The sequence below is a fragment of the Nostoc sp. MS1 genome, from assembly GCF_019976755.1.
In the GTDB taxonomy this organism is placed as follows: Bacteria; Cyanobacteriota; Cyanobacteriia; order Cyanobacteriales; family Nostocaceae; genus Trichormus.
The window spans coordinates 442,958-458,716 of the sequence record NZ_AP023441.1; the positions used below are offsets into that span (position 1 = coordinate 442,958).

A 15,759-nucleotide genomic window follows, 5' to 3' on the forward strand; every position below is an offset into this window, starting at 1 on the left:
CTTATTTATTATTTGTAGCTAATACCTTTGGCTGTAAGTTCAAATTAAGGGTTTGTCCGTTTCGCAAAACTTGCAATTGTAAATTACTGCCATTTGGGGTATTTTCTACAGCTTGCTGCATCTGTTCAGCATCATTAATTGTTTGATTGTTGGCTTTGACAATTACATCACCTGCACGGATTCCGCCTTGATTTGCTGGTGATTTTCGTGCAACCTGAACTACTAATACACCTTGAGATTGATCAACACTAATAAAGGAGTTGGGATCATCATTAATCTGTTGTTTGACTTCCGGCGTTAATGTGAGCATTTTAATACCCAGGTAAGGATGATCAACTTTGCCTGTAGTAATTAATTTGGCCGCGATTTTTTGAGCGGTGTTAATGGGAATTGCAAACCCTAAACCTTGAGTATTTTCAATAATTGCTGTATTGATACCAATTACTTGACCATTGGCATTTAGTAGAGGGCCACCAGAGTTACCAGGGTTGATAGGTGCATCAGTTTGAATATAATCAACACGTTCATTAGGCATTCCTACTTGAGAACTAGAACGACCGATCGCACTAATAATGCCGTGGGTTACAGTATTATTTAAACCAAGGGGATTACCAATAGCGATCGCCCATGCTCCCGGTTGTAATTGATCAGAATTACCTAGTTTGACTGTGGGCAAATTATCAGCTTGGATTCTGACCACAGCCACATCTGTTACTGGATCAACACCCATCACTTTACCTTGAAAAGTGCGTCCATCCTTGAGGGTGACACTCACTGTATCAGCACCATTGACTACATGAGCATTAGTGAGAATTTCCCCATGAGGATCAATAATGAAACCAGAACCAATACCCCGTTCAATTTCTTTGGATGGTACTTGTGGTAGCTGGTCGCCAAAAAATTGCTGAACCAAAGGATCATCTAAAATACCCGCATTGGGATTCTTGATTGTGCGTGTAGAATCAATTCTTACCACCGCAGAGCCGACTTGATCAACTACAGTTGTGATAAAGTTAGGGTTTTTATCTAGTGCTACGTTTGCCGATGGTTGAGTGGCTGTTGCATCTAAGAGTTGCAGTGCTGGAGGTAAAGCTTGTGAGTGAGGTAGCAAACGCAGACTGATAATTGTCGCTCCTGCGCCTGCTAAAATTAGCCCCAAGTAAGATAAAGGTTTTTTCCATTGATAATGCTGTCGTGGCTCAACTGGTGGTGCTGGTGAATCTGCATCAGCCTCAGCTAATGGATGGGGACTATTTTCAAAATCGTGGTTTACTGTCTTCATAACCCAAAACTCCTTGACAAATCGATGTTTTTCATTTCCCTTGGTTACAAGTTTCGGCTTTTGGCAAAGGGTTTTGGGTGAAGATAGATAACTTAGCGAGAATTTAAGGTTATAGCAGTAGGGGCCTACATCTGTAAGTAAGTCGGTGGGAAAAAACAAAACTAAGTTAAGAAAGGTAAACAAAGCTATAACCCTCTTCCCTTCTGCCTCCTGCCTTACCATAGCGATAATTTTTAACACTGAGCTACTTATACCCCTACCTAAATATCAGGAGATTGGGCGAGACAATAATCTTAAAGGTTTCCTGGTATTTGCTTTACCTTGCACCTGTGCAATGTACAAATATTATGGTTATTTTTATTGAGCAATTGCTAAGTTTCTGCATATAAATTCAATTTAATAAATCCTATGGAACGCAAACAGTCTGTATGGGTAGTGGATGACGAACCAAATGGCTTTGAGGTAATTGAGTTGTTACTACGGCGCGAAGGGTATCACCTTACTTACTTCAACAGTGGTAAAGATGTCCTGAGTCAGTTGTCATCTAATTTACCTGATGTCATCTTGTTAGATGTGATGATGCCAGAAATTGATGGGATTGAAACTTGTCGCCGCATCAAAGCCAATTCCCAATGGAAACCAATCCCTATTATTATTGTCACAGCTTTGGACTCGAAGGAAGACTTAGCGCGATCGCTGGCGGCTGGTGCTGATGATTTCCTTACCAAACCGATAAATGGCGTGGAATTACGAGCGCGTGTCCGTTCCATGTTGCGAATTAAACAACAATACGACGCACTGCAAGCCAGTGTAAATCTGCGGAGAGATTTATCTAAACTGGTGGTGGAGGATATACGCCAGCCAATATCTACGGTCTTATTGGGTAGTCATTTACTACTACAGAGTAATCTGGAAGCCAAAGACAAAGAACGCGCCGAAATGGTTCACACAGCTGGGCTAGAGATTGATGCCATTATTAACAGTTTGCTGCGGTTAGCCAAAATGGAATCGGGCAAACTAGTATTAAATCTAGTGGAAGTAGACTTAAATGAATTAGTAGAAGTCGTAGTTGAGAATTTTGGGGCGATCGCTAATTCTAAACAAATCCAAATTATTACTAAATTACCGCAACAAGGACGTTGGTTAACTATTGATGCTGAATTATTTCATCGCCTGCTTGATAATCTCATGAGCAATGCCATTCAATCATCTCTTACACACAGCACAATTACAATAGAAGTTGATTATCCAGAAGAATCTGTAAGAAAAGTAATTATTCGCGTTATAGATGAAGGTGTAGGAATAAATAAAGATTTACAGCAATCCATTTTTACTCAATATGAATCTGGCAGTTTAATTAGGGGTAATTCGCAAATTGGTTTAGACTTGGCATTTTGTCAAATGGTGGCTGAGGCGCATGGCGGAATCATTACCATTGAGAATAATCAGCCTCAAGGTGCAGTTGTGATTGTGGAAATTTAATTATCAATAGGGCGCGTGTAGGAGTGAACATGTTTGCGCCTTTACGAATATTTTCTATCTTTTCAATAACTTATCTTTCTTCATCCCGAATTGACTTTACCAAAATCACACTATAAATGAAAGTCAATTCGCCAAGCTATTTCATAGCTTATTTCAGAATTATGCTCATCCATAAAATCACTAGCATTGGTCTTTTAACTGGATTAATATCACTTTCTTTAGGACACGGTATTGCTTTAGCTGATATTCCTGGGAATCATCCTTACTATATCCATGCACGTAGTGATTTACGCAAAGCTGAATCTCTGCTGGAAACTTCTGATGAATTTAACGTTACTCAGGAAATGCGATCTGCTGATCAATATGTTCGTAATGCTATCCGAGATATTGAAGTAGCCAGTGCCTTAGATGACAAGAACACAAGCAGTTATCCACCAATAGATACTTCACTTAAGCATCGAGATAAATTTCAACAGATTTATCAATTGCTAAATACTGCTAATCAGGATATAGCCAGAGAAGAAGATAATAACTTTGTGTTGAGTTGGCGCAATAAAGCCGAAGTTGAGATTAATCAAGCCAAACATTTTACAGCGATCGCGGCTGTGAGAGATACTGTTGATGATTTGAATGGTGATTAATATATTAGGTAAATTTTAGAACTTAATCATTATGATTCACCATATTTCCATTGCGGCAAAAAATCCACTTCGTGTTGCCAATGCTTTGGCAGAACTTTGGCATGGTGCTGTCTATCCATTTAGCCCCATTTCAGGAGGCTACATTGTCAGGGATTTTGATGAACATGGGACAGCCATCGAAATCTATCCATTGGGAACTAAATTAGCCCCTACTACTGGGAATCGAGAAGTTGTTCATAATTCAATTTCGTCTAAACTATCGCCATTTCATGCGGCAATTTCTGTGCTTGTTGATCAAGAACGAATTGAGCAAATTGCTAGACGAGAAGGATGGTTTGTCCAACTGTGCGATCGCGGCCCTTTCCAAGTAGTTGAATTTTGGGTTGAGAATCAATTACTCTTGGAACTGCTGCCACCTAATCTTACTGCTCAATATCTAGAATTTACTCAGCCACAAAATACCAATCAATTTTTTGGTACGCCAATTACAGCCTAATTAGTAGATAAAAAAAGTGTCATCTCTCTTGTTAGAGATGGCACTTTTCTCATTTAGAATAGCCGACTTGAAATTAATTAATAATTATTAGGAAATTAACAATACTCTAAAATGCCAAAACTCAAACCACTTTATTTATATCTTAACCAGCTTTTTTGCAAAGATTAGTGGAAAAGGCATAGTCTAAAGGTTGAACGTTATCTATAAAATAACGGTGCAAAGCTTGCGGAAGCTGATAAAAATCTTTACCGATAGAAGGTGATGGTAAATTTCTAGAGTTATAAGTATTCCAGAAAAGTATCACTTTCCTTTTGATGTTCTCTTGCCTGATATCATGAACTAATGCAGCAAATGCTTTTCCGGTATAGGTTCCATCTAATGAAATATGTTCATAGTCATTCATCAAAGCAATCGCTTCTAGCCCTGACTCTGTAAATTGAGCATATTCCTTACCAAAGAATTGCTGACGAATAGAGAAATCATTTCCAGTTATTTTTAATGTTGGGAAAGTAGGGTCTAACGATTGTAAAAGTGAGTTGGTGTGATTCAACAAATTGACCATCTTCTTTTCATTAGCAAATTGTGCTTCTACAACTCGAACACCAATAACTTTTGTCTTCAAACCAACAGCTTTTAAACCTAGTACAAGCCCTACAGCCGTTCCCATAGTGCCTAATGGCAGATAAATAAAGTCTGGTTCAGGTATCTGACCTTGGACAATTTGTTCCTTTAACTCAAATGCCGCATTTACATAAGCGATCGCACCCAAAGGTGAAGACCCACCAGGGGCAATAATATAAGGTATATGACCTTCCTTTAAGGTGTAATAAATAAGTTGATATGCTGTGTGAATTACTAATTCTAGTTGCGTCTGATGCTGATGAATATCTGCACCGTAATAATGACTCGCCAGCAAATTACGCCGGACATATTGAGCATTAATTTGCGGCATTAACATTGAAGTAGTGCGGATGCCAAGAGAATGAGCATAAATTACTACAATTGCTACCAATAACAGTAATCCCAAACCAGCAATTGAAGATTGGAACACTTGGGCTGAACCCTGAAAACTGGTGCTAATGGTTGCGGGTAAGGTGTCACGGGCTATTTGCTGGATTTTGTCTGTAACATCGCCCAGAGATACACCGAGTTTGAGGTTAAAGGAAATGGTTGTGGCGGGGAGTTGTCCTTGGTGGTTAACGGTTAATGAACCTACGCCTTTAGTTAAGGTGGCAACGGCATTTAAAGGCACAAGTCGCCCATTAGGAGTGTGAATCGATAACAAATTTAACGCATTCGGGTCTTGTTGATATTGTGGTGATAGCCCTAGTATGACCTCATACTCGTTATCTGGGGCGTAAATGGTGGATACTTGCAAAGTCCCATAGGCATCACCCAAGGCGGTTTCTATTTGTTGGGAAGTTAAACCAAGGGCATTGGCGCGATCGCGATTAATCTCTACATTCACCTGGGGATTATCAATCTGCAAATCACTGTTGACATCCTGTAACCCCGGTATTTGGCTGAGTTTATCTTGCAGTATAGGGGTATATTTATACAGGTCTTGTAAGTTGGTGCTTTGTAAGGAAAACTGATATTGAGCGTTTGTTTGCTTACCACCTATATTAATAGTTGGCGGATTGATCAAGAAGGCTTTAATTCCTGGTTCTTGTGATAAGCTGCTACGCAGCTTATTGCCCAGGTTTTTGAGTCAGCTTTCTCACAGTTCCACGGTTAATATCCAGTAAATCAATATCCAATAGAGTACCAGGACGATTACCACCTTGAGTATGATAGTAAGCAAGCTGAGTTCCGTTAGGCGGCAAAGAAAAGATGCCATCATACGGCTCTTTCTCTGGTTCATCTGTGAGATTTTTTAGCGTTTTCTTCTCTACATTCATCAGGTAAATTTGTTCATGACGGTAATTGCCAGTAGAGAAGGCGAATTGTTTACCATTTGCAAACCATGTTAGTTGAGAAGGAAATTCAGATGGTGCATTTCCTAGCTTTGTTAATCCAGAACCATCAATATTCATTTTGTAGATATTTTTGTCTTTAAAAAAGACTACCTGTTCCCCATTTGGAGATATATATAAAGACGATAAAATATCTGTTTTTGCAGGTAAAGCTCTGGCTATCCATTTTTTGATTAACTTAGTTCCTTGAGTGCCAGTTGTATCGCTGGTAAACAGAGATACACTACCAGGAAGATCAGCCGTTTCGCCATCACAAGCGATTGTGAAAACAAGTTTACGGTCATTTGCTGCCCAAGCAATGCTAGAACGAGGAGCTTTACAACTAAAATTAGTCAATATGGGAGTAAGTTTAGAACCATCTGCATTCACGACATAAATGTTAGAGTCATTACTAAGAAAAGCAAGCTTCTGACCGTTTTTTGACCAGACTATTGTAGGATCAACACTCAATTTATGAGAAAGCTGACGACGAGATGCACCATTAACTTGAACAGTATATAAATTGAAATCATCAGTGCCACGTTTGAGGGCGATAAAGGCCAGTGTTTTAGTTCTTTGTACTGCCAATGCAATCTTGATTTGTTGGGTAAATACAAAACTAAGAATTGCAGCTGAAAATAAGCTAATAAATGCAAGTCGTGAGAATTTAATTGCACGCATATTCATAAGTAAAGATAAATTAACGAGTATAGAGAGTAATTTGCATTGCTGAGGGAATAGTCACAACTTGACGGGAGGAAGGCACAGTTACAGCCCCCACAACCGCGCCTGCGGCTGCACCTCCTAAAATGCCACCTAAAGAAAGATGATGACCAAATATGCTTTCAAGGGCTGTTGCACCTGCGGCTCCTATACCTGCATCTGAAAGGACTTTGCCATCTTTGTTATTAGATTGTTGTTGCCCTTCAATCACATCAGAAGCGGCGTTTATACTATAAATGCGATCGCCAAAACTTACAGAATAGGCAACATAACGTAAACCCCAATCAGACGGCTGAAATTGTCCTTGGATAATTGCGCCAGCCGGGACGTAAACATTGCCCAAGTATATACCTCTGCGAACTTGGAGATGATAATCGTAACTGCGATCGCCATTAAGATATAGAGGTGTATTTGTCGTAATCTTTGCTCTAATAGGAATACCTATAGGTGCTTGTAGTTCATTAATTATTTGCTCTTGAGCCGCGACAGGCTTAACAGATAATAGAGTTACTTGTGTAATACCTACGGTTAACAAACCAGTTAATAGTAGACTTTTTACGATAGTTTTCATGACCTTATCTCCAGTTTATAACTCTAAGGGTGTAAATAAGATGTACACCCTTAAATTTGTATTAGTTGTGTTGTAAAACTTGAGAAACTGCTATGTGATTTATTTGAGGAGATTGTGCCAAGTTATTATGGGTAATTGTGTACATTTCTTCACGCACTGTTAAACTAGCAATACCATCAATTGAGTTAGTGTATCCTCTCTGAAACTGCTGAACTGCATTAATTGTTATTTGCCCATAAAAAGGTAAAATTGGGGAAATATTTACTCCTAGTAAATAATTTAGCTCCTCATGAATACTATTAATTTCTGCTTCTATTTTATTGCTTGTCTCCGTCCCTACAATTCCATCTACTATAAGGTCATAATCCACTTGAAATTTCTTAATTGCTTTTTGGGTTGATTCATCAGTTAAATCTGATTCATCCTGAGAGATAGGAAAATTAGGATCATTACTGTTGATACGGCTTCTATAACCTAAGCCATTGAGAATAGTACGGATTTCGGAATTTTTATAGCTAATCATGAGAAAAAACCTGAAACTAATGAAGTTGATAATTTAAGTGTCTCTGTTAGGAAAGTGGTTGTAGGCGAAGATAGATAAGTTAAGGGCAAGATAAAAAATTTATGTAGGATCGCACTGTGCGCCCTACAAATTTTTCTTTAGTAAACGTAAACCGCTCCAGTGCGGTTAATTGTCAGTGAACCATCGCCTGGTGTTTCACCTGCAACTTGACGGACTTTTACTACAGTAGTGTTACCAATTTTACTTACGTCATACTTCACAGAAGCCTCTTGCTGAGAGGGATAAATCAAAACGTTAGAGGGTAGAGAAATATAATTCATATCCGCAAAATTTCCTGGAAGTAATGTTTTAGGTGAATCAGTTGTCAGTCCATATTGCAAGGGAACGTTAGTTTGATTAATGACTTCTAATTGTGATGGTTGGTCAGGATTGATTCTTGCTACAGGTTGCCAATATCCTAAATGGAATGTCTTTGGTAATTTATTTTCGGCTTTGAGTTCACTAACAAAGACTTGTAAGTTATGATTCATTTGTTTTTGCTGTTCTGGGGTGTAGAAAGGATTCATTGTCAGTTTGATTGAGTGGTAAAAAGTTTGCATTTTCGCCTTCTGCTCAGGTGTAAAACTTGACCAAAAAGCTTGGCGATCGCTTCTATTGGTAGGATGCTCTTTGTAAACTCTGTATAGGCTTTGTTGTTGAGGTGTCAGGATACTCTCAAGTTCAGCTTCTGACTGTTGATTAATTCTGGCGATTTCTGCTTTTTGTTGGGGGGTTAAGTTAACTCCTTGCATGAAATCAAACCCAGCAGCACGAGCTTGTAGAGGAACAGCAAGGCTAACAGCTGTCATGCTTCCTAATAAGATAGCCATGAATTTGAATCGCATATATATCTCCTAAAAAATATTTTTGATGATTTCAAGTAGAGGCTCACATCTCTGTCAGCCTCTAAGCTTTTATTGAATAGCTACAGTCAAGGTGTAGTGAACGGGATAAGGTTTTGGGTTATCTACCTGAATGTGGTAATCTTCAGTTCTGGGTAAGCGTCCGTACCAAGATTGAGCGCCAGACATATTACCGTTTTCCAAGACTGTACCATCGACTCCATATAGGGTGAGCCAAGAAGTATTTATTCCAGGTGAACTGACGTTCACAGACATAAACTGTCCATCTCTAGCGTTTGCTAAGAAAGAGAGAGAAGTGTGAGGCGCAAGAGTACCAGTAATTGTCCTGGAAGTAGCTCCAGGGGCAAATAGTAAACGTTGTGCGCTAGGAGGTTGAATGTTAGGAGGGATTGTCAGTCTCAAGTTATAAGCTACATCGGCTGGTTTGAGGACTTCTACATAATAGTCCTGAGTTTTTGGTAAGCGACCACTCCAACTTCTGAACTCTTGAGGTGCAAGAATTATACGAGTACCATCAGCGCCACTCATTGTCAGATAGACGGGAGCTTGAGATGAATCTGCTTCGATATTTATCCACTGATTGGCGTTGGCTCTAAATACATAACGGACTGGGTAATAGTTCCTGTCATGATAAACCACAGTTGAAGCCGCACCAGGGGCAAATTCAATGCGTTCTGTTTGGTATCCCGCAGGTACTGTCCGAGCCGCAGCCGGATAGCTAGGTAATAACATTGCGCCTGCACTTCCTAAAGCAATAATGCTGGAGTAAATTAGGGTGTTAATTGTACGTTTCATAATGTCTTTCCTTGATGGTGAATCTGTGTACTGGAAATGGTGGGAGCATACATCTGTATGGCTCTACTAGGCTAAATAACACTGGGCGCGAAATAGCAATCCCATCAACTGTTCATATAAAGGGTTAAGTTTACATAAAGCTGGAATGTGTGCGATCGCATGATTGAAAACTTTGATATCTCTGGCAAATGGGCAACTAGCCAAAATAAGTTTGCATAATAATTGTGCTTGTTGAGAATTACAAATGATGATGCTATCTAGTTGGTTGCGGATTGGGTTGAGTAAATCTAATTTATATAAATTCATAATGGATTCCCCTGAAAAGTTGTTGTGTGTTTTCTTTGTTAATTCAATCTTCTCGCGGTATAAAGTTTAAGTGGGTGAAGATAGATATGTTAGGAGAAAGTTAAAAAGAAAGTTACTATAAGTTAAAGATGATTGTAGTAGAGAATGCTGAGGTTATTAAGTATTCAGCACAAAGCTCATATTGAAAATTTCTAAAAGAGTTGGAAGTATATACTTCTTCCAACTCTCAATTGTTTCAACTTACTTTCCGTCAAACAGTCAACCATTTACAAACTAGTTTATTATCCACAATAATCCAGTGAGCCATCAATTTATTACCAACGGGACGATGGTTATTTAGTCCATACTTTTTCAATTCGAGAATAGTCATAGTTTTGCTCCTTGATTATAAATATTTGAGTAAATGTTTTTGGGATTAGTGGATAGTGAAAAAAATAATGCTTTTTCACTATTCACTTATTATGTAAGACACAAACTGATAATTTTAGAATCGGTAGCCAACACCAAGCTGAAAGCTAACAGCATCAGCATCATTATTTTGATAAGCATCAAAACCTAATTTGCCATCACCAAAGGCGACTAAATTTTTATTAATTGCTGTCTCGACACCAGTATCTAAAACTACGGAGTTACGATTACCTAAAGGAGTATCATCGCCTTGTTTACCAATGAAAGAGTAGCCAGCACCCGCATAGAGATTAGTATTTTTGGTAATTGGGATATCGTAAGTAATTGTTGGTACAGTTGCCGTAGTTTTATCATCAAAGAGAAATGAACCGCGAACGGAAAGGGGAGTATGAGAAATAGCAACACGACCTTGAATATCACCACCTACTTGAGCATCATCATTACTGTGTCCACCATTGGTAACTCCTGAAGATATACCAGTACCAATGTAGTCACCTTTTAAACCTAACGGAGCCGCATCCGCAGCTTTTGCAAATGAGCAAGCGAATGCACCAGTAAGTCCGAGTTGAAGTATACAAGAGAGTAAAGCTAATTTTGTTTTTTTAACTAAATCTTTCATCTTCTTTTCTCCTCATCTTCTAGAACTAATTTAAGCTCGTCTTTTGGTTGCACAAAGTAGTTAACTTTGTATATTTACAGTTTCTAGTTTTGATAAAGAAATATGGGTAAAGAAGAATAAGTTAACAATTAAGTTAAGGAAAAGTTATATTGATTTACTTTATTTTGGCTGCAAATAAATTTAGGGACGTACACTGTACGCCCCTACTATCTGTCACCTATTTCTGTTTTAAGATTTAGTTGGTGGAGGAAGAATCTCAATACCATACTTAGGCGCTGTAGCCAGGATATTTTCCAAATCTGCCGGATTTAAAGGAGAGCCAAAATTAACCTGTTTTACTGACTTACCAACATCTGCAATAAAATTCTCAAATCCAGATGGTGTCTGCCATACTAACATCTTTACAGGCAAAGAGGTTTTGTTAGTAAATTGATGTAGTTGTCCTTTAGGGGAATGAATAAATGTTCCTGGTGTGGCAATGATTCTTTCTTCATTTAAGTAAAATTCCAATTCTCCTTCTAATATGTAGAAAGACTCATTATCGTGGGAATGTCGGTGAGGTGGTGCGCCACCTCCTTTTGGAGCAATAACTACTTCACATAGGGTATAAGCGTTTTCTGTATCTTCTCCTAGCGCTTTGAAAGTATATAAATCCTCAGCAAACCAGTAAGAAGTACCTTGACCAGTTGCTTGTAAAAAACTAGTTTTTTGAATAGTCATTCTTTACTCCAAATTAATTTCATTTTTTTGTTTATTTGGTGTATCAAAATGCTTTAATATATAGGTGATCGCCTGATATCAAATAACATAGCATGATGAATCTGCTAAGTTTTAAAAATTGACAAAGGGGGTACGAGGACGAGGAACATAATGAGGTGTGTGCGAAGGGAAAATAGTTAAACTTAATGTGTAAGGGGTTGGTACTCCTGATGGATTTGTTACTCTGATAAAATAATCTTCAGAAGCAGGTAGCTGACCAATCCAAGTTTGATTGTTAGTGTTGAGACGAGTTCCATCAACACCAAATACTGATAGGTTTAACCGTTGTCCATTCAACGAACTAACAGAAACTGATCCTTGTTGTCCTGCATGTGCATTAAATACATAACTATACAAAGATCCAGGTTGCAGATATCCTCTCAAAGACTCTGTATCACTCCCAACTGGAAACTGAATACGGTGTGTTGGTATCACAATAGCCGCCGCAGGTTTTGCGGGTAAAGCCATTCCTAAGATACTCATAGCTAAGACACCAGCCGTTAATACATTTTTCACAACGTCTTTCATGTTTTCTCCTTCTTTCTCAAACCTTATGTTAAGATATATGCAGTAGTATCAATTTGTTTAATTATTTATAAGGGTGCATCACTTTACACCCTTACAATCATTCGCCTTTTCCTAAAATGCTAGAAATTGGTATTAGTTATTGGTTGGGAACCAATGCAGCCCAGGTATTTGCACCGACAACACCATCGACGGTAAGACCCATTGCTTGTTGAAAGTTTTCAACAGCAGTAACGGTTTCGTCTAAATAGTTACCAGTCACAGGTAAGGTTGTGCCGTCGGGTAAAGTACCGTACCCTTCTAAAATTAGAAGCTGTTGTAATATAGCAACTGTTAAACTGGAATACACAGGTTTTTGCAACTGTAATAAATCATCACTGAAATTAGCAATAGCGGTTTTTGTTTGCGTAGCCATGAGTTTTTCTTCCTTTTAAAATGATGTTTGGTTATGGGTGAGTTGTTGTCTCAGCACCACTAATATTGAGTTTCCTGTTTCCAAAAGGATTTGATGGTGAAGAAAGATAAGTTATCAAGGAAGATAAGAGAATATTTAATAAATTTCAAATAATTTATCCATTCTTGCTGGTACAAATACTCGCTCCATTAACCCTCTTGCCATCACACTTATTGGACTTTCTTGCACAAATTGTTCCAAGATGGCTGATAGCATTTTCACTCCCACAACGGTTGAATATGTTGAGAATACATTGAAGTCCTACCTCATATTCCATACGGCGACTGGGTTTCAGTTTTGAATAGACTAGTTCATCTGTTCGCTTTGAAAGAGCTGGGTGAGCATTGCCTACCCTACAGATACTGAGATTTTTATGGCTACGCTTCCGTAAGGGATACAGAAATCAAATCGGATTGCTCTATATAGTTTGATAGTTACAAAAGGGTAGATGAAATTTGCTATGTAGTCTACTTTTGGTTGTAAGCGCTCGCAGATAATGTATTTCTCAAGATAGATTTTTTAGATGCAGCTACGGCGATCTTCACAACAGATGGTATAAATACTGCAAGGAATATACGCCTGATATTAGGGTAAATTTTTCAGCCAAAATTAGCCGGAAATTTGTCACTTTTGCGTCATATTTATTTATGAAAATCTAAATAAACGACTAGTTAAATAATTACTTTTTCTCTAAGCCATAAGTAGCCATGTAGTGTTATTTATTGTAAATTTGTCATGCCCAAATAACTTAGCTGATCATAACTTTCAGTGTCAACAACTAGTGAGGAAGCAATGTGAGTAGAGATACAGACTATAGCTTACTAGAGCCAGTACAGAGTAATGGCAAGGCAGCACCCATGCCACTGTTAACGTTATCGGATGCAGTTGCTCTGATTGTTGGGATTGTTATTGGTGCAGGCATTTTTGAAACGCCTTCATTAGTAGCTAGCCAAGCTGGAAGTGATATTGCAGTAATGTTATTGTGGTTAGCTGGTGGCTTAGTGTCTATCATTGGTGCATTATGCTATGCAGAGTTAGCCACAACTTATCCGAATGTTGGCGGAGCTTATTATTATCTAAAAAGAGCGTTTGGACAAAGAATCGCTTTTTTATTTGCTTGGGCAAGACTAACAGTAGTGCAAACTGGTTCTATTGCTCTGTTAGCATTTGTCTTTGGTGACTATGCGTCTGAGATTTTGCGGCTAGGGACATTTTCATCTTCCATCTATGCCGCAGTAGTAATTAGTCTACTAACAGTCTTAAACATCGTTGGTTTAAAACAGGGAAAGCTGACGCAAAACTTACTCACTGCTGCTAAAGTCTTGGGCTTGTTGCTAGTAGTAATTTTCGGGCTAATTGCTAGTGGTAATTCATCAGTACCAGTAGAATCAACTTCTTCGGGAAATTGGGGACTAGCAATGGTGTTTGTCTTGCTATCCTACGGTGGCTGGAACGAGGCGGCGTATATTTCCGCAGAAATACAAGATAGACAACGCAACATAGTGCGATCGCTAGTTTGGGGTATTGGCATTATTACCGCAATTTACCTACTGATCAATCTAGCTTACCTACGCGGCTTAGGACTTGCGAACATGGCGAAATCATCAGCAGTAGCCGCAGATTTACTACGTACTATTTGGGGTACACCCGGCGCTTTATTTATCAGTTTCTTAATTGCCATTTGTACTCTAGGGGCTACCAACGCCACTATTTTTACTGGCGCACGCACTAATTACGCCTTGGGACAAGATTTCGCCTTATTTAACTTCATGGGACGCTGGCAACAAGCACCCAGTAGCCCAACAACTGCCTTAATTGTACAAGGAGCGATCGCTCTAGCTTTAGTTCTATTAGGCACATTCACCCGCAAGGGTTTTGAAACAATGGTGGATTATACCGCCCCTGTGTTTTGGTTTTTCTTCCTCCTCTCTGGCATCTCACTACTGATATTACGCCAGAAAGAACCACATATACTGCGTCCATTCCGCGTGCCATTTTATCCAATTACACCATTACTCTTTTGTACCGTCTGCGGCTACTTATTGTACTCAAGCATAAATTATACCAATGTGGGCGCAGTCGTCGGTGTTTTAGTAGTAGCCGCAGGTATCCCCATCTATTTCTGGAATCATCACCGACGTAGAGCTTGATTAACAGTGAACAGTAAACAGTGGAAATAACCTAACAACTGTCAACTGATAACTGACAACTGATTCATAAGGAGAACAATTATGCAGTTACAAAAAATCTTACTATCTGTAGTCGCAGGTGTTAGTGTTGTTAGCTTGGGGTTAGCTAGCTGTACAGCACAACAAAATGTAGAAGCACAGACAGAAGCCAATACACCGACTTTAACAGGTCAAACTGAAACTCAAGCACAAGCACCTACTACCCAACCACAAGAACGTCCTGGGGATGTTCCTTATGTACCCACACCACAGTCTGTAGTAGATGCGATGTTAAAAGTAGCAAATGTGGGCAAAAATGATGTCCTTTATGACTTAGGCAGTGGTGATGGACGTATTGTCAACACAGCCGCGCAAAGATTTGGGACAAGGGGTGTGGGTATAGATATTAGTCCAGAACGGATTCAAGAAGCTAATGCAAATGCTCAACAGGCAGGAGTGAGCGATCGCGTAAAATTTGTTCAACAAGACTTATTCAAAACCGATTTTAGCAAGGCTACAGTAGTTACTCTCTATCTTTTGCCAGATATCAATCTTAAATTACGTCCCATATTATTTAAGCAGCTTAAACCCGGTACTCGTATTGTCTCCCACGCTTTTGATATGGGTGATTGGAAACCAGAAAAGACACTGCAAGTAGACGGTAGGACGGTTTACTATTGGGTTATTCCTGAACAAGTACCAGCTAATTTACGCCAGTAGAGATCAGGAAGGGACAGGGGGGAATCAGCTTTAACCCCCAGTTCTTCACTTTTAATGTCCAAAACTACATAATAAAAAATCTATAATAAGGTGAAGATGAACCAACACTTTAATTATTAGGTAAAAGTTCAGAGATTACAAAGTTTACCAAATAGTCAAAGTCTTTTAATCCTATTTCCTGTTAACTAATAAGATTAGGTGATCGCTATCAAAATTATGCCTAAAGCTATATATAATATCGCTATAAATATTCTGTTAGACAGTAGATATATTTTAGTTAGCAATGTAAGAATTTAAGTAGAATAGTTCATTTGAAGATGTTACCACCGCAGATTTTGATCAGGTAATGTTTATAGGCGGTGGCATTGACATTTATATTTTTTTTAGAGAATCTTTGGTAATCCTGAAAGTTAGATTAGCGTTTTTTACT

At 38.8% G+C, this 15,759-nt stretch carries 17 protein-coding genes; 5 read left to right on the plus strand and 12 right to left on the minus strand.

Annotated features, from left to right (window positions below; genetic code table 11):
* Position 1 precedes the first annotated feature (1 nt).
* Positions 2–1,282: an HhoA/HhoB/HtrA family serine endopeptidase gene (locus NSMS1_RS01840; protein WP_224090466.1), complete on the minus strand. Its 1,281-nt coding sequence runs from the start codon at positions 1,280–1,282 to the stop codon at positions 2–4.
* A 408-nt stretch (positions 1,283–1,690) separates the two neighbouring features.
* On the opposite strand from NSMS1_RS01840, the gene NSMS1_RS01845 reads away from it, so the two are divergent.
* From NSMS1_RS01845 to NSMS1_RS01855, 3 genes are all read left to right on the plus strand, one after another.
* Entirely contained in the window at positions 1,691–2,764 is a 1,074-nt protein-coding gene (locus tag NSMS1_RS01845; RefSeq protein WP_224090468.1) for a hybrid sensor histidine kinase/response regulator, read from the plus strand.
* A gap of 161 nt (positions 2,765–2,925) precedes the next feature.
* A complete protein-coding gene (locus tag NSMS1_RS01850) occupies positions 2,926–3,405 on the plus strand; it encodes a hypothetical protein (protein ID WP_224090470.1) in 480 nt (159 codons plus the stop codon).
* A 31-nt stretch (positions 3,406–3,436) separates the two neighbouring features.
* Positions 3,437–3,901: a hypothetical protein gene (locus NSMS1_RS01855; RefSeq protein ID WP_224090472.1), complete on the plus strand. Its 465-nt coding sequence runs from the start codon at positions 3,437–3,439 to the stop codon at positions 3,899–3,901.
* A 142-nt stretch (positions 3,902–4,043) separates the two neighbouring features.
* Here the strand turns inward: NSMS1_RS01855 and NSMS1_RS01860 are convergent, their stop codons facing one another.
* From NSMS1_RS01860 to NSMS1_RS01910, 11 genes are all read right to left on the minus strand, one after another.
* Entirely contained in the window at positions 4,044–5,549 is a 1,506-nt protein-coding gene (locus NSMS1_RS01860) for a 1-aminocyclopropane-1-carboxylate deaminase/D-cysteine desulfhydrase (RefSeq protein WP_263432553.1), read from the minus strand.
* A 43-nt stretch (positions 5,550–5,592) separates the two neighbouring features.
* Complete coding sequence (locus NSMS1_RS01865) at positions 5,593–6,543, minus strand: TolB family protein (RefSeq protein ID WP_224090473.1); 951 nt, start codon at positions 6,541–6,543, stop codon at positions 5,593–5,595.
* Positions 6,544–6,556: 13 nt separating this feature from the next.
* On the minus strand, positions 6,557–7,150 hold the full coding sequence (locus tag NSMS1_RS01870) for a hypothetical protein (RefSeq protein WP_224090474.1): 594 nt from the start codon (positions 7,148–7,150) through the stop codon (positions 6,557–6,559).
* A gap of 61 nt (positions 7,151–7,211) precedes the next feature.
* Positions 7,212–7,673: a peptidoglycan-binding domain-containing protein gene (locus NSMS1_RS01875; RefSeq protein ID WP_224090476.1), complete on the minus strand. Its 462-nt coding sequence runs from the start codon at positions 7,671–7,673 to the stop codon at positions 7,212–7,214.
* Between the two features lie 137 nt (positions 7,674–7,810).
* A complete protein-coding gene (locus NSMS1_RS01880; protein ID WP_224090477.1) occupies positions 7,811–8,557 on the minus strand; it encodes a Spy/CpxP family protein refolding chaperone in 747 nt (248 codons plus the stop codon).
* A gap of 69 nt (positions 8,558–8,626) precedes the next feature.
* The gene (locus NSMS1_RS01885) at positions 8,627–9,370 is read right to left on the minus strand and encodes a hypothetical protein (RefSeq protein WP_224090478.1); all 744 of its coding nucleotides are present in this window, start codon (positions 9,368–9,370) and stop codon (positions 8,627–8,629) included.
* Positions 9,371–9,436: 66 nt separating this feature from the next.
* Positions 9,437–9,676 carry a Mo-dependent nitrogenase C-terminal domain-containing protein gene (locus tag NSMS1_RS01890; RefSeq protein ID WP_224090479.1) on the minus strand — a complete coding sequence of 80 codons (240 nt, stop codon included), beginning with the start codon at positions 9,674–9,676 and terminating at the stop codon, positions 9,437–9,439.
* 484 nt (positions 9,677–10,160) lie between these two features.
* A complete protein-coding gene (locus NSMS1_RS01895) occupies positions 10,161–10,703 on the minus strand; it encodes an outer membrane beta-barrel protein (protein ID WP_224090481.1) in 543 nt (180 codons plus the stop codon).
* A 228-nt stretch (positions 10,704–10,931) separates the two neighbouring features.
* Entirely contained in the window at positions 10,932–11,423 is a 492-nt protein-coding gene (locus NSMS1_RS01900; RefSeq protein WP_224090482.1) for a cupin domain-containing protein, read from the minus strand.
* A 111-nt stretch (positions 11,424–11,534) separates the two neighbouring features.
* Complete coding sequence (locus NSMS1_RS01905; RefSeq protein WP_224090483.1) at positions 11,535–11,990, minus strand: hypothetical protein; 456 nt, start codon at positions 11,988–11,990, stop codon at positions 11,535–11,537.
* A gap of 136 nt (positions 11,991–12,126) precedes the next feature.
* A complete protein-coding gene (locus NSMS1_RS01910; protein ID WP_224090485.1) occupies positions 12,127–12,402 on the minus strand; it encodes a peptidoglycan-binding domain-containing protein in 276 nt (91 codons plus the stop codon).
* 833 nt (positions 12,403–13,235) lie between these two features.
* On the opposite strand from NSMS1_RS01910, the gene NSMS1_RS01915 reads away from it, so the two are divergent.
* Entirely contained in the window at positions 13,236–14,591 is a 1,356-nt protein-coding gene (locus NSMS1_RS01915; RefSeq protein ID WP_224090486.1) for an APC family permease, read from the plus strand.
* A gap of 81 nt (positions 14,592–14,672) precedes the next feature.
* Positions 14,673–15,329, plus strand: coding sequence for an SAM-dependent methyltransferase (locus NSMS1_RS01920; RefSeq protein ID WP_224090487.1), 657 nt, complete (start codon positions 14,673–14,675; stop codon positions 15,327–15,329).
* Positions 15,330–15,759: the final 430 nt, after the last annotated feature.